The organism is Bradyrhizobium sp. UFLA05-109, assembly GCF_054185165.1.
The window spans coordinates 38018-63059 of record NZ_JBBIAR010000040.1 but is presented as its reverse complement, the minus strand read 5'-3'; the positions used below and the strand labels follow the sequence as shown (position 1 = coordinate 63059).

General features: G+C 64.7%; 23 protein-coding genes and 1 pseudogene. 11 read left to right on the top strand and 13 right to left on the bottom strand.

Features of this window, described 5'->3' with window-relative positions; translation table 11 throughout:
• Positions 1 to 57: 57 nt before the first annotated feature.
• The 3 genes from Q3C01_RS27010 to Q3C01_RS27000 form a co-directional block, all read right to left on the bottom strand.
• Positions 58 to 1665 carry a Na+/H+ antiporter gene (locus tag Q3C01_RS27010; RefSeq protein ID WP_458148353.1) on the bottom strand — a complete coding sequence of 536 codons (1608 nt, stop codon included), beginning with the start codon at positions 1663 to 1665 and terminating at the stop codon, positions 58 to 60.
• Between the two features lie 48 nt (positions 1666 to 1713).
• A complete protein-coding gene (gene bla, locus Q3C01_RS27005; protein ID WP_458148331.1) occupies positions 1714 to 2571 on the bottom strand; it encodes a class A beta-lactamase in 858 nt (285 codons plus the stop codon).
• Between the two features lie 322 nt (positions 2572 to 2893).
• The gene (locus Q3C01_RS27000) at positions 2894 to 3268 is read right to left on the bottom strand and encodes a nuclear transport factor 2 family protein (protein ID WP_458148330.1); all 375 of its coding nucleotides are present in this window, start codon (positions 3266 to 3268) and stop codon (positions 2894 to 2896) included.
• A gap of 149 nt (positions 3269 to 3417) precedes the next feature.
• On the opposite strand from Q3C01_RS27000, the gene Q3C01_RS26995 reads away from it, so the two are divergent.
• Together Q3C01_RS26995 and Q3C01_RS26990 are read left to right on the top strand one after the other, a co-directional pair.
• The gene (locus Q3C01_RS26995) at positions 3418 to 3840 is read left to right on the top strand and encodes a GFA family protein (protein WP_458148329.1); all 423 of its coding nucleotides are present in this window, start codon (positions 3418 to 3420) and stop codon (positions 3838 to 3840) included.
• Between the two features lie 180 nt (positions 3841 to 4020).
• Positions 4021 to 5799, top strand: coding sequence for a caspase family protein (locus tag Q3C01_RS26990; protein ID WP_458148328.1), 1779 nt, complete (start codon positions 4021 to 4023; stop codon positions 5797 to 5799).
• A gap of 15 nt (positions 5800 to 5814) precedes the next feature.
• Here the strand turns inward: Q3C01_RS26990 and Q3C01_RS26985 are convergent, their stop codons facing one another.
• The gene (locus Q3C01_RS26985; protein WP_458148327.1) at positions 5815 to 6495 is read right to left on the bottom strand and encodes a DUF1345 domain-containing protein; all 681 of its coding nucleotides are present in this window, start codon (positions 6493 to 6495) and stop codon (positions 5815 to 5817) included.
• Between the two features lie 129 nt (positions 6496 to 6624).
• Positions 6625 to 7548 (bottom strand): polyprenyl synthetase family protein, encoded by a 924-nt coding sequence (locus tag Q3C01_RS26980; protein WP_458148326.1) that lies wholly within the window; start codon positions 7546 to 7548, stop codon positions 6625 to 6627.
• A 161-nt stretch (positions 7549 to 7709) separates the two neighbouring features.
• Between Q3C01_RS26980 and mtgA the strand changes: the two genes are divergently transcribed.
• The 3 genes from mtgA (at position 7710) to Q3C01_RS26965 (ending at position 9525) form a co-directional block, all read left to right on the top strand.
• Entirely contained in the window at positions 7710 to 8387 is a 678-nt protein-coding gene (mtgA, locus tag Q3C01_RS26975) for a monofunctional biosynthetic peptidoglycan transglycosylase (RefSeq protein WP_458148352.1), read from the top strand.
• A 164-nt stretch (positions 8388 to 8551) separates the two neighbouring features.
• A complete protein-coding gene (gene rpmF, locus Q3C01_RS26970) occupies positions 8552 to 8734 on the top strand; it encodes a 50S ribosomal protein L32 (protein WP_024509484.1) in 183 nt (60 codons plus the stop codon).
• A 143-nt stretch (positions 8735 to 8877) separates the two neighbouring features.
• Positions 8878 to 9525, top strand: coding sequence for a hypothetical protein (locus Q3C01_RS26965; RefSeq protein ID WP_458148351.1), 648 nt, complete (start codon positions 8878 to 8880; stop codon positions 9523 to 9525).
• Between the two features lie 81 nt (positions 9526 to 9606).
• On the opposite strand, the gene Q3C01_RS26960 is transcribed toward Q3C01_RS26965, so the two are convergent.
• Positions 9607 to 9867 (bottom strand): hypothetical protein, encoded by a 261-nt coding sequence (locus Q3C01_RS26960; protein ID WP_458148325.1) that lies wholly within the window; start codon positions 9865 to 9867, stop codon positions 9607 to 9609.
• Between the two features lie 234 nt (positions 9868 to 10101).
• Here Q3C01_RS26960 and Q3C01_RS26955 point away from each other — a divergent pair, with 234 nt between their 5' ends.
• Positions 10102 to 11796, top strand: a complete 1695-nt coding sequence (locus tag Q3C01_RS26955; RefSeq protein ID WP_458148324.1) for a putative bifunctional diguanylate cyclase/phosphodiesterase — start codon at positions 10102 to 10104, stop codon at positions 11794 to 11796.
• 133 nt (positions 11797 to 11929) lie between these two features.
• Here the strand turns inward: Q3C01_RS26955 and Q3C01_RS26950 are convergent, their stop codons facing one another.
• On the bottom strand, positions 11930 to 14797 hold the full coding sequence (locus Q3C01_RS26950; RefSeq protein ID WP_458148323.1) for a PAS-domain containing protein: 2868 nt from the start codon (positions 14795 to 14797) through the stop codon (positions 11930 to 11932).
• Positions 14798 to 15340: 543 nt separating this feature from the next.
• The gene (gene phaR / locus Q3C01_RS26945) at positions 15341 to 15931 is read right to left on the bottom strand and encodes a polyhydroxyalkanoate synthesis repressor PhaR (RefSeq protein WP_458148322.1); all 591 of its coding nucleotides are present in this window, start codon (positions 15929 to 15931) and stop codon (positions 15341 to 15343) included.
• A 316-nt stretch (positions 15932 to 16247) separates the two neighbouring features.
• On the opposite strand from phaR, the gene Q3C01_RS26940 reads away from it, so the two are divergent.
• The 3 genes from Q3C01_RS26940 (at position 16248) to yddG (ending at position 19422) form a co-directional block, all read left to right on the top strand.
• A complete protein-coding gene (locus Q3C01_RS26940; RefSeq protein ID WP_458148321.1) occupies positions 16248 to 17426 on the top strand; it encodes an acetyl-CoA C-acetyltransferase in 1179 nt (392 codons plus the stop codon).
• 212 nt (positions 17427 to 17638) lie between these two features.
• A complete protein-coding gene (gene phbB / locus Q3C01_RS26935; protein WP_458148320.1) occupies positions 17639 to 18364 on the top strand; it encodes an acetoacetyl-CoA reductase in 726 nt (241 codons plus the stop codon).
• A 176-nt stretch (positions 18365 to 18540) separates the two neighbouring features.
• Entirely contained in the window at positions 18541 to 19422 is an 882-nt protein-coding gene (gene yddG / locus Q3C01_RS26930; RefSeq protein ID WP_458148319.1) for an aromatic amino acid exporter YddG, read from the top strand.
• On the opposite strand, the pseudogene Q3C01_RS26925 reads toward yddG, so the two are convergent.
• The 3 genes and pseudogenes from Q3C01_RS26925 to gloB form a co-directional block, all read right to left on the bottom strand.
• Positions 19409 to 20094 (bottom strand): annotated as a pseudogene (locus Q3C01_RS26925) (flavin reductase family protein). The gene yddG and the pseudogene Q3C01_RS26925 overlap by 14 nt on opposite strands.
• A gap of 178 nt (positions 20095 to 20272) precedes the next feature.
• On the bottom strand, positions 20273 to 20695 hold the full coding sequence (locus Q3C01_RS26920; protein WP_458148318.1) for a cupin domain-containing protein: 423 nt from the start codon (positions 20693 to 20695) through the stop codon (positions 20273 to 20275).
• Between the two features lie 9 nt (positions 20696 to 20704).
• Positions 20705 to 21472, bottom strand: coding sequence for a hydroxyacylglutathione hydrolase (gene gloB, locus Q3C01_RS26915; RefSeq protein WP_458148317.1), 768 nt, complete (start codon positions 21470 to 21472; stop codon positions 20705 to 20707).
• 108 nt (positions 21473 to 21580) lie between these two features.
• On the opposite strand from gloB, the gene Q3C01_RS26910 reads away from it, so the two are divergent.
• Entirely contained in the window at positions 21581 to 22324 is a 744-nt protein-coding gene (locus Q3C01_RS26910; RefSeq protein WP_458148316.1) for a methyltransferase domain-containing protein, read from the top strand.
• 67 nt (positions 22325 to 22391) lie between these two features.
• Here the strand turns inward: Q3C01_RS26910 and Q3C01_RS26905 are convergent, their stop codons facing one another.
• Together Q3C01_RS26905 and prmC are read right to left on the bottom strand one after the other, a co-directional pair.
• Positions 22392 to 23147 (bottom strand): DUF4167 domain-containing protein, encoded by a 756-nt coding sequence (locus Q3C01_RS26905; protein WP_458148315.1) that lies wholly within the window; start codon positions 23145 to 23147, stop codon positions 22392 to 22394.
• A gap of 484 nt (positions 23148 to 23631) precedes the next feature.
• On the bottom strand, positions 23632 to 24516 hold the full coding sequence (gene prmC / locus Q3C01_RS26900; RefSeq protein WP_458148314.1) for a peptide chain release factor N(5)-glutamine methyltransferase: 885 nt from the start codon (positions 24514 to 24516) through the stop codon (positions 23632 to 23634).
• Positions 24517 to 24615: 99 nt separating this feature from the next.
• Between prmC and Q3C01_RS26895 the strand changes: the two genes are divergently transcribed.
• Positions 24616 to 25041 carry an HIT domain-containing protein gene (locus Q3C01_RS26895; RefSeq protein WP_458148313.1) on the top strand — a complete coding sequence of 142 codons (426 nt, stop codon included), beginning with the start codon at positions 24616 to 24618 and terminating at the stop codon, positions 25039 to 25041.
• The last annotated feature ends 1 nt before the right edge of the window (position 25042 follow it).

Here is a 25042-nt window from a genome sequence, read left to right as displayed (position 1 = left end):
GCGCTTGTCCGGGACGACAGCCGAAGGCGCGGCTGCATTGAGCACCAAATGCACACCCTACAGCGGCACCCTCTGAAATTCCCTGTTCGCCAGACTCGCTTCCTCCAGATCGAGGTCGCGTTCGATCCGCCGCCTCGCCTCATCGGTGATCTTGCCCTCACGCAAGAGTTCGTGGATGAACCTGCGCTCTGCGGTGATCAGCTCACGCGTCAGCGTGGTGCCGGCGGCAGAGACGTCGTCGCGGTTCGGGTCGAGCGACTCGGGGAGCTGGCTGGCGCGGATTTCGTGCCGGGCGCGCAGCAGGTGCACCACCTCGTCGGACAGCTCCTTCTCCTCGGCGAGTGTATCGAGCGACCTCAGGGCTGCATCGAGCGCCTGGCGCCGTGCGGCGATCTCGGCCTCATGCTCGGCGACATGCTCGGAGCGGCCGGCTTCGGCCACGCCGAGCCATCGCACCACCTTGGGCAGGCCGAGGCCGACGCCGACCAGTGTGACGAAGATGACGCCGAAGGCGACGAACAGGATCAGGTCGCGATAGGGGAAGGCCTCGCCGCCCGGCAGCACGAAGGGCAGCGCCAGCGCGGCCGCGAGCGACACTGCGCCGCGCACGCCAGTGAAGGCCAGCGTGAACACCCATTGCCAGGGCGGCGAGGGATCGCGCCGGCGCAGGCTCTCGCTCAATATCCGGGGCAGGTAGGTCGCGGGATAGACCCAGGCAAAGCGCGCGATCACCACGATGACGACGACCACGCCGGTCGCAATCAGGATCTCGTCGAGCGGAAATGCCTTCGACTGCTCGTAGAGCGCGCGCATCTGGAAGCCGGTGAGCAGGAACAGGATGCCCTCGATCAAGTAGATCACGAGGTCCCAGAAGAAGATGCCCTGCAGGCGTGTCGCCGAGGAAATCCACAGCGGCCCGTTCCAGCTCACATAGAGCCCGCAGGCGACGGTGGCGATGACGCCGCTTCCGCCGACATGCTCGGGCAGCCAGTAAGCGAGGTAGGGCGTGATCAGCGATAGCGTGATCTCGACCTGCGGATCCCTGGCCCATTTGCGGGCGCGCAAGGAGAGCCAGCCGATTCCGATGCCGTAGGCGACCTCGCCAGCAATGATCAGGAAGAACTCGCCGGTCGCAAGCGGCAGCGAGAAGCTGCCGGTCATGATTGCGGCCAGCGCGAAGCGGTAGAGGATCAGCGCGGTGGCGTCGTTGGCGAGGCCTTCGCCTTCGAGCACGACCAGGATGCGGCGCGGCATGTGCAGCTTGCGCGCGATCGCGAGCGGCGCCACCACGTCGGGGGGCGCGACGATGGCACCTAGCAGGAATCCGGTGGTCCAGGGCATGCCGATCAGGAAATGCGCAGCGGTTGCGACCATCGCCGCGGTGAAGATCACGCAGCCGACCGCGAGCAGCACGATGGGGCGCAGATTGTTCCTGAACTCGCGCCAGCTCATGGCGACGCTGGCCGAATAGATCAGCGGCGGCAGCACCAGGAGGAGCACGAGCTCAGGCGGCAGCTCGACCCGCGGCATGCCCGGTACAAAGGCCAAGCCCACGCCGGCCAGCATCAACAGGATGGCAGGCGCGATGTTGAGCCGCCGCGCCACCAGCGCCGTGCCGGCGAGCACCCCGAGCAGGATGAGAAAGACCTGAAACCGCGCTTCCACCATGCTTTCACTTGGCCCGGAAGCGCGGGCGAGGTCAATGCGGCGCGATCATGCCAGCCGCGCGGCGACCATATTCCCGATGGCAGCGAACACGGCCTCGATCTGCGCGGCGTTCGGCGTGCCGCCCTGAGTGTAGGCCGCAATAAGGATCGGGGTATCGGGCTTCGGCCACGCCACCACGATGTCGCCGGAGGCATCCTTGCCATTGTTGCCGGTCTTGTCGCCGATCCTCCAGGTTCCCGGCAAGCCGGCGCGTAGCCGTTTTGCGCCGGTCTTGCAGTTAACCATCCAGTCTGTGAGTTGCGTGCGCGAGGCAGCGGACAAGGTTTCGCCGAGCACGAGGTGGCGGAAATTGCTGGCCATGGCCGTGGGCGTGGTCGTGTCGTGCAGGTCGCCCGGCCGCGAACGATTGAGCTCGGGCTCGTTGTGATCGAGCCGCGAGGTGGCATCGCCGAGCGAGCGCCAGAACGCGGTGAGTGCCGCCGGTCCCCCGATCCGCGCCAGCAAGAGGTTGGCGCAGGTGTTGTCGCTGAGCTCGACGCTGGCCTTGCACATGTCGCCGACCGACATCGCGCCTTTCGACAGGTTCTCCTTCGCTACCGGTGCATAGTCGAGCAAGTCGGCCTGGCCATAGCCGATCATCGCCGCAAGCTGGTCCTCGCCGCGATCGACCCGCGCCAGAACGCAGGCAGCAAGCGAGGCCTTGAACGTAGAGCACATGACAAACCGCTCGTCGGCGCGCCAGGCGAGCTTTTTGCCGGAGCTGAGGTTTTCAGCATAGAAGCCAACCTTGCCGCCGCTCTCGCGCTCATAGGCTTGAAGCGTCGGCGGTGCCTCCTCGGCCAACGCGGGCCCAGCGGCCATGCAGCACAACGAGACGAGCAGCGAACGACGAACGAGAATCATGGGAATCTTTCAGGTGGATTGGTATGTGGCATTGCAGAGATGCCCGTGACCGCGATCACGATGCATCCGCGAGGTGTGTCATCGATGGCTCGGACAAATCTATGGCACACCGTCGCTCATCGCGCTGGTGTGAATGCGTCGCTGCGAGATGCAGTAGCGCAGCGCGCGACCTCTCCCCAGCCGTCATTGCGAGGAGCGCAGCGACGAAGCAATCCAGACCGTCTCCGCGGAAACAGTCTGGATTGCTTCGCTTCGCTCGCAATGACGGAAATTGGGGAACGCCTTCGAGTGCGACGTCCATCGTCTTCTCGGCCGCCGCCTCTCACTCCTTCAGATCATACCGATACGACTTCGACACGATCTGCCAGCCGTCGGCGAGCTTCATCGCCACGAGATAGTCGGTGAAGTAGCGTGGCGGCAGTTGGCATTTGACCTTGATGAAGGCGGTCTTGTCGTCCGAGCGGTCGATGGTGACGATGAAATCCTCGCGCGGCTTGCCTTCCGACTTTGCGGAAGCCCGCTTGCGCACCCAGGCGAGCCAGTCCGGCACCGTCAGGATCTTGAGCTCGCCCTTTTCTACCCAGCGCAGATCGGCGGAAGGGTGAAACACCGTGCCGAGCTTCTCGGCGTCGCCTTCGTAGAGCGCGTCGAAATAATCCTGCACCACGGCCTCGACACTCGAACGGTCATACCCCATGCTTCTCTCCTTCCCTGGCACGTTGGCGCGACGAGAGAGCGTAGGGCGGGCCTCGCGAAACCGCCAGCGTTTTGCTCGCAAAAAGCTGATCGGCACGGGCTGGCCGACCCGCTAGATTGTCATGCTGCATTCCACGCTGGAGAAAGATCGTGACAAGCACGACGAGCCGTCGCCGCCTTGCCGGGAAATGCTACTGCGGCGCCGTGCAGTACGATGTCGCGGATGAGTTCGTCTATGCGCTGAATTGCCATTGCTCGGACTGCCGCCGCACCACCGGCTCCGCTTTCAAGCCGTTCGCGGGGATCGAGCGGCACAAGCTCCGCGTGGTCGCGGGCGAGGATGCGCGGCTGATCTTTGGCGACGAGATGACCCACGACGCGCATTGCGCCCGCTGCGGCTCTTTGCTCTATTCGGTGGTGCGCGAGGGCCAATGGGTCCATGTCACCATGGGAACCCTGCTCGACGACCCCTCGATCCGCCCCACGGCGCACATGTTCGTGGGCTCCAAGGCGCCCTGGTACGAGATCACGGACAATCTGCCGCAGCACCGCGGGCATGTCGGAGCCGGCTGAGGGCGTGAAACGCGCCAGGTCCAACGAACCGCTACCCATTTGGCGAGACTAACGAAAAGGGTTTTGCGCGCGAGCTGTCGCACGGCCGTTCGTGACCTCCGTCACAAGCGGGCGACACGGATGTTGCTAGGTAGGCCCAAAAGGGTGCCGAATTCTCCCTTGAGCTTTGGAAGTCCCGTCATGCGCAGCCTGTTCAGATTTTGTCCGCTTTTCCTCGCGCTCGCGCTGCTGCTCGGCGTCGGGCCAGCCTTTGCCGCCAAGCGCGTTGCGCTGGTGCTCTCCAATTCCGCCTACCAGAATGCGCCGCAGCTAGCGAACTCCGACAATGACGGGGCCGTCATCGCGAAGACGCTGAAGGAGGCCGGCTTCGATGTGGTCGATGCCCGCCACGATCTGCCGGCGCTGGAGACGCGCCGCGCGCTGCGCGAATTCGCCGATTCCGCCCACGATGCCGATATCGCCGTGGTCTATTATGCCGGCCACGGCATCGAGGTCGATGGCGCGAACTATCTGATCCCCGTCGACGCCAAGCTCGAGCGCGACACCGACGTCTATGACGAAGCGCTGTCGCTCGACCGCGTCCTGGTCGCGATCGAGCCGGCCAAGCAGCTCCGTCTGGTGATCCTCGATGCCTGCCGAGACAATCCCTTCGGCAAAACCATGAAGCGCACGCTCGCTACTCGCGGGATCGGGCGCGGCCTCGCCCAGGTCGAGCCGACCAGCCCCAACACGTTGATCGCCTATTCGGCCAAGGCCGGCTCCACGGCGCAGGACGGCGACGGCAGCAACAGCCCGTTCACGATCGCGTTGGCGAAGCATCTGACGACGCCGGGCCTCGACGTTCGCCGCGCTTTCGGCTTCGTGCGTGACGACGTCTTGAAGACCACCAACAACAAGCAGGAGCCGTTCGTCTACGGCTCGCTCGGTGGCGATGACGTGCCGCTGGTGCCGGCCAAGGTCGCGGCTGTTGCGCCCGCCCAGCCTGCCGTCAATGCGCAGGCTGAGGTGCGACGCGACTATGAGCTTGCGCTCCAGGTCGGCAACAAGGCGGCGTGGGACGCGTTCCTGGTCCAGCATCCCGACGGCTTCTATTCGAGCCTGGCAAAACTCCAGCTCGACAAGATCGCGGCCGAAGAGGTCCACGCGGCGGCAGCCGCAAAGGCGAAGCAGGCGGAAGCCGAGCGCGATCGTCTGGCAGCAAGCGGGGCGCAGAAGGATGCGCAGGCCAGGGCCGAGGCCGATGCGAAGGCCGCCGAGCAGGCACAGCTCGCCGCGCAAAAGGCCAAGGAGCAGGCGCAGCAGCAGGCGGCCGCCGCCGAGCAGCAGCGCGTCAATCTGGCGGCCGCGACGCCCGAAGCCTCGACCATCAAAGCCAATACTCCCGGCACAAACGTTGCCGCGCTGACGCCGAACGCACCTGCCGATCTGACCCGCTCGGTGCAAGCCGAGCTCGGCCGTGTCGGCTGCTTCTCAGGGCAAGCCGACGGCAACTGGAACATGGCCTCGCAGCGCTCGCTGTCACAGTTCAACCGCTATGCCGGCACCAAGCTCGACGTGAAGGTGGCAAGCGCCGATGCGCTCGACGCGGTCAGGGCGAAGCCGTCGCGGGTCTGCCCGCTGATCTGCGACCACGGCTTCAAGGCTGACGGTGACAAGTGCACGAAAATCGTCTGCGGCGACGGCTTTGTGCTGAACGACGACAATGAATGCGAGAAGAAGCGCGGCAAGCAGCCCGCGAGCACCGCCAGGCGCGATGACGGCCAGCAGCAGGATCGCCCCGCAAAACAGCGTCCGCCGGCCGGTGCCGCCGCGGCGGCGGCCGGCCGACGCGCTTCGGGAGGCAGCGGTCAGATCTATTGCAATGACCTCATCTGCCGCCCGGTCAAGCGCGGCTGTCATCTCGGATATCGCGGTGGCGGCGGCTATGGCGCCGACCCCAATCCTGAGATTTGCGACTGATCCAGTCCTCGCGGATTAGGGCGCGATCGCGCTCGCCGCGATGTTCACCGTCAGCGCCAAGAGCGCCGTGTTGTAGATGAACGAGACGATGCCGTGCGCGGTCGCGGTGCGGCGGATGGTCTTGTCGGTGATGCCGACGTCCGAGACCTGTGCAGTCATGCCGATCACGAAGGAAAAATAGACGAAGTCCCAGTAGTCGGCGTGGTCGTGCTCGTCACCGCTCGGAAATTGCAGGCCACCCGGCTTGGCGTGGCGGTAATAGTCATGGGCGTAATGCAGCGCGAAGGTCGTGTGCACCGCGGCCCATGAGAGTCCGATCGTGGCAATCGCGAGCGAAAGCTCGGCGACGCCGCGATGGGTGCCGAGTTCGGCAACGATGACCGCGATGCTCGCGAAGGCGCCCACCGCTATCACCAGCAGCAGCACGAAGCGGCCGTCGTCTTGCATGATCGCGGCCCGGCGGATGTGGCTATGGTCCTGATTCAGCATCATGCTGTAGACCAGCACGAGATAGACCGTGATCAGCGCATCCCAGCCGATCAGAAGCCGCGTCACCAGCCGGAACGAGCCGGGCAGCAGCAGGCCGACCAGAATGCCGGCAGCGAGCGCGATGAAGGTCCGCGGCCGCGCATACACCACGCGCAGGGGCCGCGACATCTTGCGGAAGCGGATGAGGACGGGATCGTCTTTGTCCATCGCAGCTATCGCTCCCGAGACGGAAGGTTACCGTCGCAGCGGCGGCGGTGCGCTCCCTCGCCCCGCAAGCGGAACGAGGTGACGTGTTCGCCGCTGACGGACTGTCCCAATCAACTCGTGTCCTGCGGACTAGTTCTTCCGCTCGGCCACGAACCGCGCGGCAGCCTGCAGCACCGCGGCGCGATCACCGAAGATCGAGACGTCGGCGTCTGCGCGCGCGAGCAGGTCGCGCACGCGCTGCTTGGCACCCTCGATGCCGAGCTGGGTGACGAAAGTGGTCTTGCCGAGCGCCGCGTCCTGGCCGGACGGCTTGCCGAGAGCTACCGCATCGCCCTCGACGTCGAGCAGGTCGTCGGCGATCTGGAAGGCTTCGCCGAGCGCGCGGCCGTAATCGTCGAGCGCCTGGTACTCCTTCGCGGAGGCTTGTCCCAGGATCGCGCCGGCGATGCAGCCATAGCGCAGCAGCGCGCCGGTCTTCATCTGCTGGAGCCGCGCGACGTCGACCGGCTCGCGATCGCCGAAGCGTCCTTCGCCGGCGAGATCGAGCATCTGCCCGCCAACCATGCCGCCGATGCCGGCGCAGCGCGCCAGCGCCCGCGTGAGCAAGAGCCGGACCTTGGCGTCGCGATGGATCTCGTCGCGGGTGACGATGTCGAAGGCGAGTGTCAACAGCCCGTCGCCGGCGAGGATCGCGGTGGCGTCATCGGTCTGCTTGTGCAGCGTCGGGCGACCGCGACGCAGGTCGGAATTGTCCATCGACGGCAGATCGTCATGGATCAGCGAGTAGCAATGGATGCATTCGAGCGCGGCACCCACGAGCAGGGCAGCCTCGCGCGGCACGCCGAACACCGCGGCGCTCTCGACCACCAGGAACGGCCGCAGGCGTTTGCCCCCGCCGAGGCTCGAATAGCGCATCGCGTCCATCAGCCGCTTGGGGCGCGCGATCTCGTCTGGCAGGATGTCGTCCGACAACAGCCTGGCCAGCAGGGCCTCGGTATCGTCAGCGGTCTTGTCCAGGCGTTTGGCGAAATCGGACGGGGGCGTGCCGGTCATCAAGAAAGGCTCCAGAACTAAAATTCGGCCGGACAATCCTTTATGCGAGCCGCTTCGTCAATCACTTGGAACGCCTTAAAACTGCTGGAAAAGGCCCGAATTATCACAGGCTTAATCGCTGGACCCGTTCATCACTTCCATTGTGGCGCAGGACAAGGTCGATTTTTCGCATCGTCAAAACCCTGGCTCTGGTGCTTACGGTCACGGCACTCCTGCCCTACGCAATCGCGCCATTCTACCGCACCGGACACCCGGTCTCGACGCTGATGGCCTGGCGCAGCTTGCGTGGCGCGCCGATGCAGCGGCAATGGATCGATCTTTCGGCGATGTCGCCTTATTTGCCGCGCGCGGTGGTCGCGGCCGAAGATGCCCATTTCTGCAAGCACCACGGCATCGATTGGGGCGCGCTGCGCGAGGCGATCGACGGCGCGCAGGAGGACGGGACGCCGTTCCGCGGTGCCTCCACGATCACCCAGCAGGTGGCCAAGAACCTGTTCCTCTGGCAGGGGCGGGATCCGATCCGGAAAGTCCTGGAATTCCCGCTGGCGCTGTGGATCGATTTCGTCCTGTCCAAGCCGCGGATCCTGGAGATTTATCTCAATATCGCCGAGCTCGGGCCGCAGGGGCAGTTCGGGGTGGAAGCGGGCAGCGCCTATGCCTTCGGCAAGTCCGCCGCCAGCCTTTCGCCCCGGGAAGCCGGACTTTTGGCCTCGATCCTGCCAAATCCGGTCAAACGCAGCGCCCGCGCCCCGGGGCCGGGGGTGCGACGGCTGGCGGTGACCTATATGGCGCGGGCGCAGGCTGTTTCGACCTGCTGGCGGGAAAATCGCGGATTTTGAGCCCATTCCGGGCGCTTTTTCCGGTCCAAAACCCTAGCTTTACGAACAGCCTTCCTCTATAAGCCCGGCCTTGATCGGCATTCAGCTCGCCCCGTATTGCGGGTGCTGAGCCGTCCGGAAGGCCGGACGATGCCCCGAACACCAATCCCTAGAGGATATTGATAATGGCCGTTCCGAGAAGAAAAACCTCGCCGTCGCGCCGTGGCATGCGCCGCTCGGCTGACGCGCTGAAGAAGCCGACCTATGTCGAGGACAAGGACTCCGGCGAGCTCCGCCGCCCGCACCATCTTGATCTCAAGACCGGCATGTACAAGGGCCGGCAGGTCCTGAAGAAAAAAGAGTCCTGAGGCCGGCGTATCGACAGGCGGGGCGACTTTTCGTCTGCCTGGATTCGGCCAATCAGTGAGTTAAGACGGTGACGGCGGCGGAGCAAACGCTTCGCCGCCGCATTGTCCTGCCCGGACGTCACGATCAGGAAGGCGCACACGCGATGGTCGGTTTCCCGCTGCTTCTCATTCCGCTCGCGGTCTACAACATCATCGTTTTCCTGATGCCCACCGTGTCCTTCACGGATGTGCTGTTCAAGGTGCCGATGATCACCGGCGAACTGTGGCCGGTCACGCTGGGCGATCTCCTGCTCGCGCTCGGAATCGTGCTGCTGCTGCTCGAGGTCGTGAAGGGGGCGCGGCCCGGCGCAAAATTCCTGATGGATCATTTGCTGTCGCTGATCGTGTTCGGCGCGGCCGTGGCCGAATTCGTGATGTGGCCCAAATTCGGCAACTCCATCTTTTTCCTGCTGGTACTGCTCGCGATGGCCGATTTCATCGGCGGCGTCGCCCAGCGCACGCGTCGTCGCGCCTATGTCACCGAGGCCGCACCGGCACCGCGCAAGGCCCGCCGTCAGGTCGAGGAGCAGGCGGATGAACCGATCGTCGAGCCGCGCATGGCGCCCGCGCCGCAGCCCGTACCCGTAACGCCACCCGCGCCCGCGCCGTCGGCGCAGTCCGTCGCCGAATCCGTGCTGATGGATCCCCCCGCGCCGAAGGCACCGCAAGCCTCGCCCTCGCCGGAGATCCCTTCGCCGCATCTCCAGCCGAGCAACGGCACGCCGGGGTCGCCGGATACGCCACAGCGCTGATTTGAGATCTTGCGAGTTGCCTGAACCGCCGCCGCTTCGGCGGTGCGCTCCTCGCCCCGCTTGCGGGGAGAGGTAAGAGACTCACGCCACCTGGCGCGTCCTGGCGGTCACGCTTCCCAGCATCTGCCTGTGGCCATAGGCCAGCCTCGCATCCGCAGGACTCGCCCGACGCAACCGGCTTGTCTGCGGCAGGTGCTCGGCATTGGCGATGAGCTGGGTGACGAAGCTCGGGTCCGGGCGCGGCAGCACCACTTTATGCGTCCATTCGAGCGTTGGGGTCAGCGGGACCAGGGCGGTCTCTGTGCCGCCTTCCGCTTCCTCTGCTCGATCCGTACTCACCATCGCAAACACCGTTAATCCGGCTCAAAATCCGGCGAGACTGTCGCGTTTCGGGACGCGGGCCGCCGTGCGTGTGAGGTACTCGCAAGGTCTATGCCGGCCGGGCCGTTCTGGTTCCGGGCCAGCTTCGAAACGTGGTTTCCAAATTGTTTATGAACTTTGCCTAGGGTCAAAGCCGAATCTCGCTCTATCCTCAGGACCGTGAGTCCGTCTCCGCTGTCCCGAAACGAGGCGCCCTTGACCGCTGCCCTGCCGCAAGTCTCCGACATCCTGGCCTCCCTCGGCGAGGCCGTCTTCATCTGGGATATCGCGAGTGATGCTATTCAATGGGGTGAGCAGATCGGCTCCGTCTTCCCTGGCATCCCCGCCGAGCGGCTGGCGACCGGCGCCGAGTTCGCCCGCCTGATCGAGCCGTCGCAGTCGCTGCGCACGGCCGCGCTTGCCCAGTCGCCGGCCGTGCACGGCGCTGACGGCACGTCCTACCGAACTGAATACGGCGTGCGCATGAGCGCCTCCGATCCCGTGGTCTGGATCGAGGAGACCGGCCGCTGGTTCGCAGGTCCCGATGGCCGGCCGGTCCGTGCGGTCGGCGCGGTACGCATCAACAATGAGCGGCACGCCCGCGACGAGGAGCTTGCGAAGCTCGCCCGGCTCGATCCCTTGACCGGCGAGCTCAACCGCACCCATCTGATCGCGGCGCTCGCCGAGGCGATCGAAGAGTCCCTGCGCTTCCGTTCGGCCTCGGCGTTCATGCTGGTCGGCATCGATCGTCTCGCCCGCGTCAACGACGCCTTCGGCTTCGATGTTGCGGACGCCGTGATCCTCGACGTGGCAAAACGCCTTCGCGCGCGGCTTCGCGGCGGTGACGTGCTCGGACGCTTCTCGGGCAACAAGTTCGGCCTGATCCTGAAGAACTGCACGGTCGACGACATGAACGTCGCCGCCGAGCGCTTCCTCGCCGGCATTCGCGACGAGGTGGTGCCGACCAAGTCGGGCCCGGTTTCGATCACCGCATCGATCGGCGCGGTCAGCGTTCCCCGCCATGCACGCAATACCGACGAAGCGATCAACCGCGCGCACGAGACTCTCGACGCCGCCAAACGCCGCCGCGCCGGCTCGTTCGGCACCTGGCGGCCGAATGCCGAGCGCGACGCACAGCGTCGCGTCAACATCCGCGTCACCGACGAGATCGTCACCGCCTTGAACGATCGCCGCATCGTGCTCGCCTATGAGCCGGTGGTCTCGGCCGCGACCCGCGACGGCGCATTCTATGAGTGTCTGGTGCGGATGGAGCAGGGCGACGGGCGGACGCTGCTCGCGCCCGACATCGTGCCGGTGGCCGAGCGGCTCGGCCTCATCCGCCTTGTCGACCACCGCGTGCTCGAGCTCGTGGTCGCCGAGCTTGCCGCCTCGCCCGAGGTCCGGCTCAGCCTCAACATCTCGCCTGATACCACCATGGATCCCGACTGGTGGGCGTCGATCGAATCGCTGATGCAGGCCCATCCGGGCGTTGCCGAGCGGTTGATCGTCGAGATTACCGAGACGGTGGCGATCCAGGATATCGACGACGTCCGCGCCTTCGTCGGTCGTCTCAAGCATTTCGGCAGCCACATCGCCATCGACGATTTCGGCGCCGGCTACACCTCGTTCCGCAATCTGCGCAAGCTCGGCGTCGACATCGTCAAGATCGACGGCGCCTTCGTCCAGAACATCACCCGTTCCGCCGACGACCGGGCCTTCGTGCAGACCCTGATCGATCTCGCGCGCCGCCTCGACATCAAGACCGTCGCCGAATGGGTGCAGGACGAGGAAGCAGCAAGCATGCTGCGTGACTGGGGCTGCGACTACATCCAGGGAAGGCTGATCGGGCTAGCGTCAGCCGCCCGCTCGTGGGGCACGTCGCAGGACAGCGCAGTACCCGTGGCCGGGTAGCAGCCTTACGATTTGGCGCCGAAGGCAACCACAGCGTCATGGCCGGGCGTGTCGCGGCCATCCACGCGCCACCGTGGTGTGAGGAGTGGCGTGGATGCCCGGGACAAGCCCGGGCATGGCGGCGGAGTGCTTGTCACGCCACTTGCCTGATCGCGCTCAGACGCTCGATCGTACGGCCGACCTCTGCGGCCGGGCATGGCTTGCCGAAATAAAATCCCTGCACGGCGGTGCAGCCGCAAGCGCGGACGAAGTCGAGTTGCTCTTCGGTTTCCACGCCTTCCGCCGTGGTCTCGACGCCGAGCACCGAGCCGAGGCTGGCGATGGTGCGGACGATGGCGATGCTTTCCGGGCTTTCGCCGAGGGTGCCGACGAAGGAACGGTCGATCTTGATGCGGTCGAACGGAAACTTGCGCAAATAGCTGAGCGAGGAATAGCCGACGCCGAAATCATCGAGGCTGACGCGCACCCCCAACGCGCGGAGCTGATGCAGGATCTCGATCGTCGCCTCGCTGTCATCGAGCAGGGCCGTCTCGGTGACCTCGAGCTCGAGCCGATGCGGCGCAAGGCCCGCCTCCGCAAGCGCACTCGCGACCATTGCGACGAGGCCGTGCGAACGGAACTGCACCGGCGACAGGTTCACCGCGATGCTCATGTCCGGCCAGCCCGCCGCCGTCGTGCACGCCGTGCGCAAAACCCATTCGCCGATTGGAACGATCAGCCCGGTCTCCTCCGCGATCGGAATGAACTCCGCTGGCGAGACCATGCCGCGCGAAGGATGTTTCCAGCGCAGCAGCGCCTCGAAGCCGGTCAGCTCGGATGTGTCGAGGCGAACCTGCGGCTGGAACATCAGTTGAAATTCGCGCCCCCCGAGCGCGCCGCGCAAATCTGCCTCCAGCGCATGCCGCGCGCGGGCCTCTTCCTCCATCGCAGGCTCGAAGATCTGATAGGCGCCGCGTCCCTTGGCCTTCGCGCCATAGAGCGCGAGGTCGGCGCACTTCATCAGCTCGTCAACGTCCAGCCCGTGATCGGGCGCGAGTGCGATGCCGATGCTGACGCCGACATGGACCGACTGATTTTCGAGCGGTGGGGGATGGCCGATGATCTCGATCAGGCGGCGCGCCAGCTTTTCGGCCGCTTCCGGCTGCGGCCCGCGCTGGATCAGCGCGAATTCGTCGCCGCCGAGCCGCGCCACGGTGGCGTGCTGGCCGGCCTGCTCCTTCAGCCGCGCAGCGACCCAGCACAGCAGCTGGTCGCCGGCGGCGTGACCGAGGCGATCGTTGACGGTCTTGAAATTGTCGAGGTCGAGGTACAGCACGGCGATCGCGCCGCCGGCGGTCGCGACCTCGTTCAGGCCCTCGCTCATCTGCTCACGGAACAGCACACGGTTGGGCAGGTCAGTCAGCGAATCGTGCCGCGCCATATGCGCAACGCGAGCCTGCGTCTTGTGGCGCTCGGTGACGTCCTCGTAGGTCACGACCCAGCCGCCATGTGACATGCGGGTGTGGTTGAGCTTGATGATGCGACCGTCGCTCAAATGGCGGTGCAGCGTGTGCGCGCCCTCGCGCAGCCGCTCGAGATAGTCGGCATAGAGTGCGGCCGCCGTCGTGTTCGGGTTGATACCGATCGCACAACTATGCTCCATGATCTCTCGCATCGAGACACCGGGCTTCACGATCTCGGGCGACAGGCCGAACATCTCGATGTAACGCGTGTTGCAGACGATGACCCGCAGATGGCTGTCGAACATGCACAGCCCCTGGCTCATGTTGTTCAGCGCCGCGTCGAACCGGCGGTACTGCTCACCGAGCTCCTCGACCGCGCGCTCGCGCTCGGTGATGTCCTCGTAGGTCGCGACGAAGCCGCCCTCGGGCAGCGCGCAGTAGCGTACCGAGACGACGGTGTCGTTGGCCATGCTCCGCCGCATCGACGAGTCGTCGCGGCTCGCGATGCGCGCGCGGGCGGCTTCCAGGATCTGCTGGGGACTGTACTCGGATGCGAAGGCGCCATTCGCCATCGACCGCTCGATCAGCTCGGCCAGATGCGTGCCGGGCCTGGTTTCCTCGACCGACAGCCGGTAGATCTCGCGGTAGCGGTTGTTGCAGACCTTGAGCCGCATGTCGCCGTCGTAGAAGGCGAGCCCGTGCGCCATGTTCTCCAGCGCCGCGTCGAGCATGAAGTTCTGCTGCTTCAGCGCCTCCTCGTACCGCAGCCGCTCGGTGACGTCTTCGTGCACCGTCACCCAGCCGCCGTCTGGCAGAAACCGTGATATCGCCTGCAACATTCGACCGTCGCAGCGCATCACGAGCACGGCGTCCGAATTCTTGGCGCGCACATCGCTCATCCGCCTGTCGTGGAATTCCTCCGCGGACATTCCGGGCAGATTGCCGCGCGACATCCAGTGCGCGATTACCGCGCTGTGTGACACGCCGGGTTTCACGATGTCGGGGTCGAGGTCGTAGAGGCGCAGAAACCGCTCGTTGCAGACGACGACGCGGCCTTGCGCGTCGTACATGATGAGACCGTGCGACATATTGGTGAGTGCATGCTGGCTGCGCTCGGTCTGCACGCGCAGTTCCGCCTCGAGTCGGTCGAGACGGGTGACGTCGTCGCAGATCGTCATCCAGCCCCCCTCGGGGAGCGGCTTCAGATCGAGCGCCAGAACCAGTCCGCTGGACGATCGTTGCTCCGTCCGGAAGGCCTTGCCGCTCGCGATCAGGGCCACGCGCTCCTGATAGAGCTTGTCGATCTCGCTCGTTGGAAAGTTGCCGCGCGAAGCGCTGTGGGCGAGCACCTCGCGATAGCTCGTCCCGGGACGCACCACCTCGGGCGACATGTCGAAGAGGTCGACGTAGCGGCGGTTGAACAACACGATCCGGTTGTCGGAATCGTAGACGCAGACACCCTGCTCCATGCGGTCGAGCGCAAGCTGGCTCAGCGCGAGCAAGGCTTCGGGCCCGTGCTGGACGCTCGCGCGCGGCTCTGTCGTGCTGGGCGTCGTCATCGGCAAGGGCGCTTCGTCGGGAGCGGGACAATGAACGGGCGTAGTCGGCGAGGCGGAGCTTAAGCGGCCATCCGGGAAGATTGTCTTAAACGCCTTAGTTTACGGACCGTGACCGCGGGTGCGAATTTTGCAACTGATCGTCGGGCAAATGACTGCGGGGAAAGACTCTGGATTGCTTCGCTGCGCTCGCAATGACGAGATCGAGGCACGCGTGTGCCATACCCACGGTGTCATCGCCCGACTTGCCGCCTACGCTGAAGCTTCGGCGAGCCGAGTTCGCGAGCTTCGTCGGAGCCTTGGCGGAGACGGGATCAGGCGATCCAGTATTCCAGATGCGGTGACTAATACGGAGAAGCCGCAGCGTACTGGATTCCCCGCTTTCGCGGGGAATGACAGCGGTGGCCGGGAAAGCATGGCCCGCAGCAATAATGGTCGGGGGTAATAGGTCCTGGCTTTCGCCAGGACGACATTGTGGGTGCATCAAGCGTGAAACGACGCTTGGCGTGCCTGCGGGACCTCCGCGGACACGCGCCTCGAAGGCGCCTACTCCTCCTTCTTCGACATCCGCTCGAGGCGCTCCTGCATGTCCTTCATCTGCTGGCGCAGTTCGTCGATGTTGTCGCTCTTCGGTGCCTCGCCGTTGGTCTCGGGCTCAGGCTCCGGCGTCGCGGAGCGCTGCGGGGTCGCGAACGGCTTGAACATCGAGAAGGTCTGCTGGAAAAGCTCCATGTTGCGGCGGACCTGCTCCTCCAGCGGCGCAAAGGGCGTGCCAGACAGGGTGTTGGCAAGCTGCTTGCGGAATTTCTCCTGCTCCTGGGTCAGCGTCGCGAGCGATTGCTCCAGATATTTCGGCACCACCATCTGCATGCTGTCGCCGTAGAAGCGGATCAGCTGTCGCAGGAAGGTGGTCGGCAGGAGGTTCTGGCCGGCCTTGTTCTCCTGCTCGAAGATGATCTGGGCGAGCACCGAGCGGGTGATGTCGTCGCCCGTCTTGGCGTCATACACCAGGAAATCCTCGCCTTCCTTCACCATGGCGGCGAGGTCTTCCAGCGTCACATAGGTGCTCGTTCCGGTGTTGTAGAGCCGGCGGTTCGCGTATTTTTTGATTGTGGTGGGTTGGTCTGATTTCGCCATGGGCTCTCACTTGCAAACGCTGAGAACGGGAACCCGGCGGGCTATGCCGCAGGGCGGGAAGAGTACGCAACGCAACAAAATAAGCATTTTCAAAGGGCTCACGCTACCGTTTTGTGCGCCACGGTTAATTGCAGAGCAAAAACTTGCGTGCGAAAGCGACAGATGCGCTATTCTGAGTGCGCTGCGGCATGAATCTGCTCCTCGGCCGATTGACATGCCGCAACGACGTTAACAGGATGCCGGGTGAGACTGGCGAGCCTTTTATCGTCGCCTGCCTGCCCCCATTTCAAAAGAACTCAAGCCCCAGGAGATGCCCATGTCAGACGATGTCGTCATCGTCAGCGCCGCCCGCACCCCGGTCGGAAGCTTCAACGGAGCCTTCGCGACCCTTCCCGCCCACGACCTCGGCGCGATTGCCATCAAGGCCGCGCTGGAGCGCGGTGGCATCGAGCCCGGCCGGGTCTCCGAAGTCATCATGGGCCAGATCCTGACTGCAGGTCAGGGCCAGAACCCGGCCCGCCAGGCTTCGATCATGGCCGGCATCCCCGTGGATAGCCCGGCTTGGGGTGTCAACCAGCTCTGCGGCTCGGGCCTGCGCTCGGTCGCGCTCGGCTATCAGGCGCTGGTCAACGGTGATTCCGACATCGTGGTCGCCGGCGGGCAGGAGTCCATGAGCATGGCCCAGCACGCCCAGCACCTGCGCGGCGGCGTCAAGATGGGCGCCCTCGAATTCGTCGACACCATGATCAAGGACGGCCTGTGGGATGCCTTCAACGGCTACCACATGGGCAACACCGCCGAGAACGTGGCCAAGCAATTCCAGATCACCCGCGCTCAGCAGGACGAGTTCGCGGTCGCTTCGCAGAACAAGGCCGAGGCCGCGCAGAAGGCCGGCAAGTTCAAGGACGAGATCGTTCCGGTCACCATCAAGACCCGCAAGGGTGACGTGGTGGTCGACAGCGACGAATATCCGCGCCACGGCGCAACCCTCGATGCGATGGGCAAGCTGCGGCCGGCCTTCGAAAAGGACGGCACGGTGACGGCCGGCAACGCATCGGGCATCAATGACGGCGCCGCTGCCGTCGTGCTGATGACCGCGAAGCAGGCGGCCAAGGAAGGCAAGAAGCCGATCGCCCGAATCGTCTCCTGGGCGCATGCCGGCGTCGATCCGAAGATCATGGGCACCGGCCCAATTCCGGCCTCGCGTTTGGCGCTGAAGAAGGCTGGTTGGAACGTCGGCGATCTCGATCTGATCGAAGCCAACGAAGCCTTCGCCGCGCAGGCCTGCGCCGTCAACAAGGACCTCGGCTGGGATACCTCCAAGGTCAATGTCAATGGCGGCGCGATCGCGATCGGCCATCCGATCGGCGCGTCCGGCGCGCGCGTGCTGGTGACGCTGCTGCACGAGATGCAGAAGCGCGACGCCAAGAAGGGCCTCGCCACGCTGTGCATCGGCGGCGGCATGGGTATCGCCATGTGCGTGGCACGCGACTGAGAACGGGTGCATTGCACGCGGCTAAAAAGGGTAGCGGTTGCAACTCAAATATTCTTCGCAACCGCGTTAGCCTCGACTAAAGACAAACGCCCGGCGTACTGCCGGGCGTTTTGTTCTTGATGTCCGTCAATCCACCCGCATAATCCGTCAGTAAAAACGATCACTCAAATCTCTAGAAGCGCCCAAGGAAACGTCGAGGGAAGGAATACAATATGGCACGTGTTGCATTGGTCACGGGTGGTACGCGCGGTATCGGTGCTGCGATCAGCAAGGCGCTGAAGGCGGCCGGCTACAAGGTTGCGGCGAGTTATGCCGGCAATGATGCGGCGGCGGAGAAGTTCAAGGCCGAGACCGGGATCAACGTCTACAAGTGGGACGTCAGTTCCTTCGACGGCTGCGCCGAGGGTGTGAAGAAGGTCGAGGCCGAGGTCGGCCCGGTCGACGTGCTCGTCAACAATGCCGGCATCACCAAGGACGGCGCGTTCCACAAGATGAGCCTCGAGCAATGGAATGCCGTGATCGGCACCAATCTCGGCTCGCTGTTCAACATGTCGCGCCAGGTGATCGAGGGCATGCGTGCGCGTAAATTCGGCCGCATCATCAACATCTCCTCGATCAATGGCCAGAAGGGTCAGTTCGGCCAGGTGAACTATTCCGCGGCGAAGGCCGGTGAGATCGGCTTCACCAAGGCGCTCGCGATCGAGAACGCCAAGGGCGGCGTCACCGTGAATGCGATCTGCCCTGGCTACATCAACACCGAGATGGTGCAGGCGGTGCCGAAGGACGTATTGGAAAAGGCGATCCTGCCGCTGATCCCGATCGGACGCCTGGGCGAGCCCGAAGAGATCGCCCGCGCGGTGGTGTTCCTCGCGGCCGATGAGGCCGGCGCCATCACAGGTTCGACACTGTCGGTCAACGGTGGCCAGTACATGGTGTGATACGCAAGCATCACACGCGGCCATACCAATAATATCGTCATGCCCGGGCTTGTCCCGGGCATCCACGGCCTTAAAACCATCGGCCTCCAACCCACGTGGCTGGCCGGGCATAGGCGAGCGGAAGCGACGCCGTCCTTCAGATGGCTAAGCCCGGCCATGACGAGAGTATGTGGCTGATGACTCCCCGCACCGCGACGCTGATCGGATTGACAGCAATCCTGATGTGGTCCCTGCTCGCGGTGATGACGGTCGCGACCGGCAAGATCCCCGCGTTCCAGCTCGCTGCGATGACATTCGCGATCGGCGGCCTCGTCGGTCTCCTGACTTGGATCGGCCGCAGCGGAGTGGCAGCGAGTCTGCGCCAGCCGCCGGTCGTGTGGGCCGTCGGCGTCGGTGGCCTGTTCGGCTATCACGCGCTCTATTTCCTGGCGCTGCGCTTCGCGCCGCCGGCCGAAGCGGGCCTGCTCAATTATCTATGGCCGCTGCTGATCGTGCTGTTTTCGTCCTTCTTGCCGGGCGAACGTCTCGCCGTGCATCACGTCGTCGGTGCCGTGCTCGGCCTTGTCGGCACCGTGTTGCTGTTCGCCGGCAACTCGTCTGGCTTTGCGCAGGGCCAGTTGCCGGGGCTGATCGCCGCCTTCATTGCGGCGTTCGTTTGGGCCAGCTATTCGGTGCTGTCGCGCCGATTGAAAGCCGTGCCGACCGATGCGGTCGCCGGCTTCTGCCTTGCCACTTCGCTGCTTGCCGCATTGATGCATGCCACGCTCGAGACCACGGTGTGGCCGGAGACCACGCTGCAATGGCTCTCGGTGATCGCACTCGGTGTCGGCCCCGTGGGCGCGGCATTCTACGCCTGGGACATCGGCATGAAGCGCGGTGACATCCGCGTGCTCGGCGCGGCGTCCTACGCAACACCGCTGCTCTCGACCGCCTTCCTGATCGCTGCCGGCTTCGCCAAAGCCAGCGCCAGCATCGCCATCGCCGCGATCCTGATCGCCGGTGGCGGCCTGATCGCGGCGAAGGACTTGCTGTTGTGGAAGCCGGTCAAGCCGCGCTAGGCCGCCAGCCCGGCGGCCGGTACATCGCTTCCGGAATCTGTCCAAGCTCGGAGCGCTGCAGCCGCTCCGGCGTCAGGCCATAAAACTGCTGGAGCTCATGATCAGCGGTCGCCACTTGTCGGGATCGATGCGGTGATTCTCGCCCTCCATCATGATGGCGGGATGCGCATGCACGCGCGTGATGCGCACCTCGATTGCGGTCAGATGGCCGCGAAAGATCTCGTCGTCCTGCGCCATGTCGTGGACATGCGCGAGCTTCGCCTCCATCTGCACCGGACATTCGGCGACGCGCGGCGCCGCGACCGTCTCCGCCGCCAATGCGGTCAATCCGCTGACGCCGAACTTGCCTCGCACGTAGCGGTAGCCGCGCCAAGCCTTGGCCGGCGGCACCGGATCAGAGCCGGTGGTCCGCGCCAGACGATCGACGGAGCCGACGAGACCGGCGGACGGCAGATTGAGCACGCACTCTCCGGTGCGAATCATGTTGGCGGTCGTCTGCGATTCCCGCGCGAGCCCGAGCATGCAGCGCCAACCCACCCACCAGGCCGAGGACATCGGCGCGAGATTGTAGGACCCGTCCGCATTGGTCGTGCCGATCAGCACAACAGGCGTTCCGAAATAGAGAATGGCCGGTTCGATCTGAATGTGTGAAGTGTCGAAAGTGCCGTGCATCGGTCGCTCCTGTTGTGAGGAGCGACGTGATAGGGCGTGCGACCGGCGGTTCCCACCCGATTTCCGATCGATCGCGTCTAAAGCGCGATGAGATTAGGATAAATCGTCATCGCGCTTTAGGTTGTAGTTTGAGCATGATCTTTTCGGAAAACCGCTTCACACTTTTCCGGATCATGCTCTACGGCTCCCAGCCCTTCGGCGCGAGCTCGAATTTTGCGAACTCGAAGGCCGGTGCCACGGTGCAGCCGACCAGCGTCCATTCGCCTGATGTCTCGGCCATCTGCCAGGCATCTGCCGGCACGATCGCCTGCGGACGTTCGCCGTGCGCGAGATCGGTGCCGAGCCGCACCTCGTGCTGCGAGCAGCCCTCATGCGCAATGCGCAGCGTCAAGGGGCTGCCGGCGTAATAGTGCCAGACCTCGACCGCATCGATGCGATGCCAGTGCGAGCGCTCGCCGCGCGCCAGCAGGAAGTAGATCGAGGTCGAGCGCGAGCGTCCCTGCGCGTCGGTCGTCTGGTCGCGAAACGTCTCACGGTAATGCCCGCCCTCGGGATGCGGTCTCAGCTCCAGGCGCGCGATGATCTCGGCTGCGGTCGGCATCGATCCCCGTCAGGACTTGTTCTTGCGTTCGCGCAATTCGCCGAACACCGTGGCGCCATCGGCACCCTTCATGTGTAGCTTGGCAGCAACCGAGGGGTCATCGGCGCGCAGGAACACATTTGCTCGCTTCTCATCACCAAGCAGTGAGGGGATCGTGGGCTTGTTCTCGGCGCGGAGCCTGGTCACCTCTGCCGCGCGGGCCTGCAGTGCGGGATTGTCAGGCTCGATGGTGAGCGCGAACTTGACGTTGGAGGCGGTGTATTCGTGGCCGCAATAGAGCTTGAAGTCGTCGGGCAGCGCCCGCAGCTTCAGGAGCGAATCCCACATCATCGGGTAGTTGCCCTCGAACACGCGACCGCAGCCGATCGAGAACAGCGTGTCGGCGGCGAACACCGTCTTCTCCGCGTCGAACACGTAGGAGATATGGTCGAGTGTATGACCGGGGGTCTCCAGCACGCGCGCAAGCAGGCTGCCGACCTTGATGACATCGGCATTGCCGACGCGCAAATCGACATTGGCAATTTTCGTCGTCTTGTCATGCGGCGCGACGACGCGGCAGTTATATTTCTGCTTCAGCTCGGCGACGCCGCCGACATGATCGCCGTGGTGATGGGTGATCAGGATGTCGGTGAGCGTCCAGCCCTCGCGCTCCAGCGCCTGCAGGATCGGCCCGGCTTCCGGCGCATCGATCGAGGCGGTTGCCTTGGTTTCCGCATCGTGGATCAGATAACCGAAATTGTCGTTTAAACAGTTGAAAGTACGAATTTCGGTGGCCATGACATCTCCCTCGCGCTCAGCCCCGGCAAACAGATATGGCGTTAACGGTACGCAGGCAACGCAATATTCCGCGCGCCCTGGCCGCCGGGCGCATGTTACATTGCGGCCATGAGCATCGATGTCATTGATCTGCGTGACTTCTATTCGCGCCGCCTCGGGATCGTGGCGCGGCAATTGATCAATCGTGGAATCAGGGAACGTTGGCCGAAGGCGGAGGGGCAGCGGGTGCTCGGCATCGGCTATCCCACCCCCTATCTCGGCCTGTTCCGCGAGGACGCGGAGCGCTGCATCGCCTTCATGCCGGCCGCTCAGGGCGTCCTGAAATGGCCGACGGGGCGGCCTGCGCTGGCCTCTCTGGTCGATGAGTTCTCGCTGCCGTTGCCGGATGCCGCGGTTGACCGCATCCTGCTCGTCCATGCGCTCGAAATCTGCGACGATCCGGCGGCGCTGCTGCGCGAGGTGTGGCGGGTGCTGGCGCCGTCGGGCCGCGTCATTGCGATCATTCCGAACCGGCGCGGGGTGTGGACTCGCACCGAGAACACGCCATTCGGCCATGGCCGGCCGTATTCGCGCGCACAGATCACCGACCTGTTGCGCCAGACCTGGTTCACGCCGACGGCATGGGGCGAGGCGCTGTTCATGCCGCCCTATGCCGGCGGCTGGCTGTTGAAATCGGCACTGATGTGGGAGCGCGCGGGTGCCGCGCTGTCGCTGCCGTTTGCAGGCGTGCACATCGTGGAAGCGACCAAGCAGGTCTATCGCGTGATCCCGGCGAAGCGCGAACGCGCCCGGCTAATTCCATCGCTCAAACCCGTGCTGGTGCCGTCCTCGACGACGGTGACGCGGAGCTGACAGCAAAACGCCCCGGCGAACCGGGGCGTTTTTTCAGTCTCGGATAAATCGAAGCGCACTTTACGGCTTACTCGCCGGGCGCGAGATCGTCGCTCGAGGCGGCGGCCGGCGCTGCCTCGCGGTCGGGGCGCGGACCATGCGGCCGGCGGCGCCGCCGCGGATAGCGTTCACCGCCACCGCTGCCTTCGAATCCGCCCTGACCGCCATTGACCTGCGGCTGCGCGCCGGTGATGAAGGAGGGCAGGCGATCGACGCTGCCGGCATCGGCAATCACCGGCTGCGGCTGGTTCTGCGGTTGCGGCTGGGCCTGATATTGCGGCTGCGGACGGTCGCGATCGCGATGCTCGCGCGGCTGCTGCTGGTCGCGCTGATAGGGCTGGCCCTCGCCACGCTGGTGGTCACGCTGATGGTCGCGGTCGCGCACATAGGGCTGTTGCTGCTGGGGCTGCGGCACGAAGCCGGGCTCCTGGCCGAAATTGGAGAAGGTCTCGCCATCGTCATCACTGTCGTCGCTGACGACGACCTCTTCACCGCCGCGCGGCTGCTGCTGGTTCTGGCGGAATTGCTCCTGCGCTGCGGCAATCAGGCGGAAATAATGTTCGGCATGCTGATAGTAGTTCTCGGCCGCAACCGGATCGCCGGAGGAGCGCGCGTCGCGCGCGAGCTGGAGATATTTCTCGGCGATGTGCGAGGCGGTGCCGCGGATCTTGATGTCGGGTCCGTTGGACTCGTAAACCCGGGTCATCGGGTTCTGGCCGCGCCGGTTATTGTTGTTGTTGTTGTTCCGGTTGCGCATCCGCTGCTTGTTCTGACCGTTTCTCATGTCCTGCCTTTAATTCCAGCCCTTGAAAAGTTCGTACGCGTTACTGCTGTTGAGAGTGACCTAAATTGCTGCGGCGCAGGTTTGGCACACGCACCGCGCGCGGCTCGAATCCCTGCCGACGTCCCGACCAAGGTCCCTGCCGATGTCGTTGACCTTCGCGTTCAACAAAGACGCGTTCCCCACCCGCCGGCGCCCGTCGCCAGCGAACCCATTCATTCTGCCTGCCGAAACAAGCCCTGGTTTCTTGCGTAAATCTTCAAGCGCAATATCAGGCTTTCGTTCACTTTGCGGTCGGAAAGCAGCGCAGCTCAACGGGCCATCGCGCTTAACAGGACCTGCGGCTTGGAACCTTCAATCCAGTGCAGCTCTCGCCTTGAGAGCCCGGCTCTCGCCCGTTGGTCTACGGGGCCGGCACCGATGTTTGACCGGAACGTAGTCGTTCCCACGGGATATTCCAAGAGGTTTTTGCAGCCCAATCCGGCTTTTATGGGGGCATTTTTCGGGCCGACACGGCCCTTAAGACGCCTGCCAGATCAGCCTTGGGCGGCCTCTCCACCTCTAACGCCGCAGCCACCATCAAGGTTTCAATGCCGCGTGTCTGACCTTGTCCGGCCTCCACAACCAAAGCTCCGCCGGGAGCCAGAAGCTGGGCGGCTTGCGGTATCAGGGCGCGGTAGGCATCGAAGCCGTCATTGCCGCCGTCGAGTGCGAGGCGCGGATCGTAGTCGCGGACCTCGACGCTCAAATTCGCGATGTCGCCCGAGGGAATGTAGGGTGGGTTCGATACGATCAGGTCGAAGGGACCCGTGAGCGCGGCCGCGTAGTAGCAGGCGATGAAGGCGGAACGGTCGGCGAGACCAAGTGCTGCGGAGTTACTCTTTGCGGTGCCGAGCGCGGTCAGGCTGACATCGGTGCCGACGCCGAACGCATCCGGAATCTCGTGCAACAGCGCAAGCAGGATCGCACCTGAACCTACGCCGATATCGGCGATCCGCGGCGGCCTTCCGGAGACGGGACTTTCGCGAAAAATCTCTAGCGCCAACTCGACGACGGTCTCTGTGTCGGGCCGCGGCACCAGCGTTGCGTCCGAGAGCTGAAAGGTGAGGCCCCAAAATTCCTTGGCCCCGAGAATGCGCGCGACCGGTTCGCCCACGAGGCGCCGCTGCGCGTAGCGTTCGAGTTGCGAGACCTCGGTCGCCGTCAGCGGGCGGTCCGCCTGCGTGATCAGCCCGGTCAGATCGAGGCCCAGCACAGCCCCGACGAGCAGACGCGCCTCGATCTCGGCCTCGTCGATGGCGGCCGATCTCAGCCGCGCCGCCAAAATGCGCCGCGTGCTCTCGATGCTGTTTCCGGGAACGAAATCTGCCACCGCTGGACCTGTCCTGCCTGGCACGTGGATAGGACGATGGCCATGCTTGCGTCAACGGAAGCGGTCGCGTTTGATCGGCGAAAACGCACGGTGACAGCCATGACGACCTATGACGATCAGAATGTGTTCGCAAAGATATTGCGCGGCGAAATTCCCTGCCTCAAGGTCTACGAGAACGATCGTGTGCTGGCCTTTCTCGACATCATGCCGCGCTCGCCCGGCCATACCCTGGTGATCCCCAAGGCGCCCGCGCGCGGTATCCTGGACATCGCCGAGGACGACCTTGCCGAGGTGGCACGTGCGGCCAGGCGGATCGCGATCGCGGCGATGAAGGCGTTCGCCGCCGAGGGCATCATTATCCAGCAATTCAGTGAGCCCGCCAGCGGGCAGGTGGTCATGCATCTGCACATGCACGTCATGCCGGTCAGGGCAGGCGTCGAATTGCTGCCGCCGCAGACGCGACAGGAGGATCCCGCGGTGCTGGCCGACCACGCCAGGCGGCTGATGGCCGCGCTCGGCGGTTGAT

Bases quoted from the DNA above. Each gene is read 5' to 3' on its own strand.
- bla (WP_458148331.1), bottom strand. From the start codon at position 2,571: ATGATTCTCGTTCGTCGTTCGCTGCTCGTCTCGTTGTGCTGCATGGCC.
- Q3C01_RS27000 (WP_458148330.1), bottom strand. From the start codon at position 3,268: ATGGGGTATGACCGTTCGAGTGTCGAGGCCGTGGTGCAGGATTATTTC.
- Q3C01_RS26990 (WP_458148328.1), top strand. From the start codon at position 4,021: ATGCGCAGCCTGTTCAGATTTTGTCCGCTTTTCCTCGCGCTCGCGCTG.
- Q3C01_RS26985 (WP_458148327.1), bottom strand. From the start codon at position 6,495: ATGGACAAAGACGATCCCGTCCTCATCCGCTTCCGCAAGATGTCGCGG.
- Q3C01_RS26980 (WP_458148326.1), bottom strand. From the start codon at position 7,548: ATGACCGGCACGCCCCCGTCCGATTTCGCCAAACGCCTGGACAAGACC.
- rpmF (WP_024509484.1), top strand. From the start codon at position 8,552: ATGGCCGTTCCGAGAAGAAAAACCTCGCCGTCGCGCCGTGGCATGCGC.
- Q3C01_RS26965 (WP_458148351.1), top strand. From the start codon at position 8,878: ATGGTCGGTTTCCCGCTGCTTCTCATTCCGCTCGCGGTCTACAACATC.
- Q3C01_RS26960 (WP_458148325.1), bottom strand. From the start codon at position 9,867: ATGGTGAGTACGGATCGAGCAGAGGAAGCGGAAGGCGGCACAGAGACC.
- Q3C01_RS26950 (WP_458148323.1), bottom strand. From the start codon at position 14,797: ATGACGACGCCCAGCACGACAGAGCCGCGCGCGAGCGTCCAGCACGGG.
- phaR (WP_458148322.1), bottom strand. From the start codon at position 15,931: ATGGCGAAATCAGACCAACCCACCACAATCAAAAAATACGCGAACCGC.
- Q3C01_RS26940 (WP_458148321.1), top strand. From the start codon at position 16,248: ATGTCAGACGATGTCGTCATCGTCAGCGCCGCCCGCACCCCGGTCGGA.
- phbB (WP_458148320.1), top strand. From the start codon at position 17,639: ATGGCACGTGTTGCATTGGTCACGGGTGGTACGCGCGGTATCGGTGCT.
- yddG (WP_458148319.1), top strand. From the start codon at position 18,541: ATGACTCCCCGCACCGCGACGCTGATCGGATTGACAGCAATCCTGATG.
- Q3C01_RS26920 (WP_458148318.1), bottom strand. From the start codon at position 20,695: ATGCCGACCGCAGCCGAGATCATCGCGCGCCTGGAGCTGAGACCGCAT.
- gloB (WP_458148317.1), bottom strand. From the start codon at position 21,472: ATGGCCACCGAAATTCGTACTTTCAACTGTTTAAACGACAATTTCGGT.
- Q3C01_RS26910 (WP_458148316.1), top strand. From the start codon at position 21,581: ATGAGCATCGATGTCATTGATCTGCGTGACTTCTATTCGCGCCGCCTC.
- Q3C01_RS26905 (WP_458148315.1), bottom strand. From the start codon at position 23,147: ATGAGAAACGGTCAGAACAAGCAGCGGATGCGCAACCGGAACAACAAC.
- Q3C01_RS26895 (WP_458148313.1), top strand. From the start codon at position 24,616: ATGACGACCTATGACGATCAGAATGTGTTCGCAAAGATATTGCGCGGC.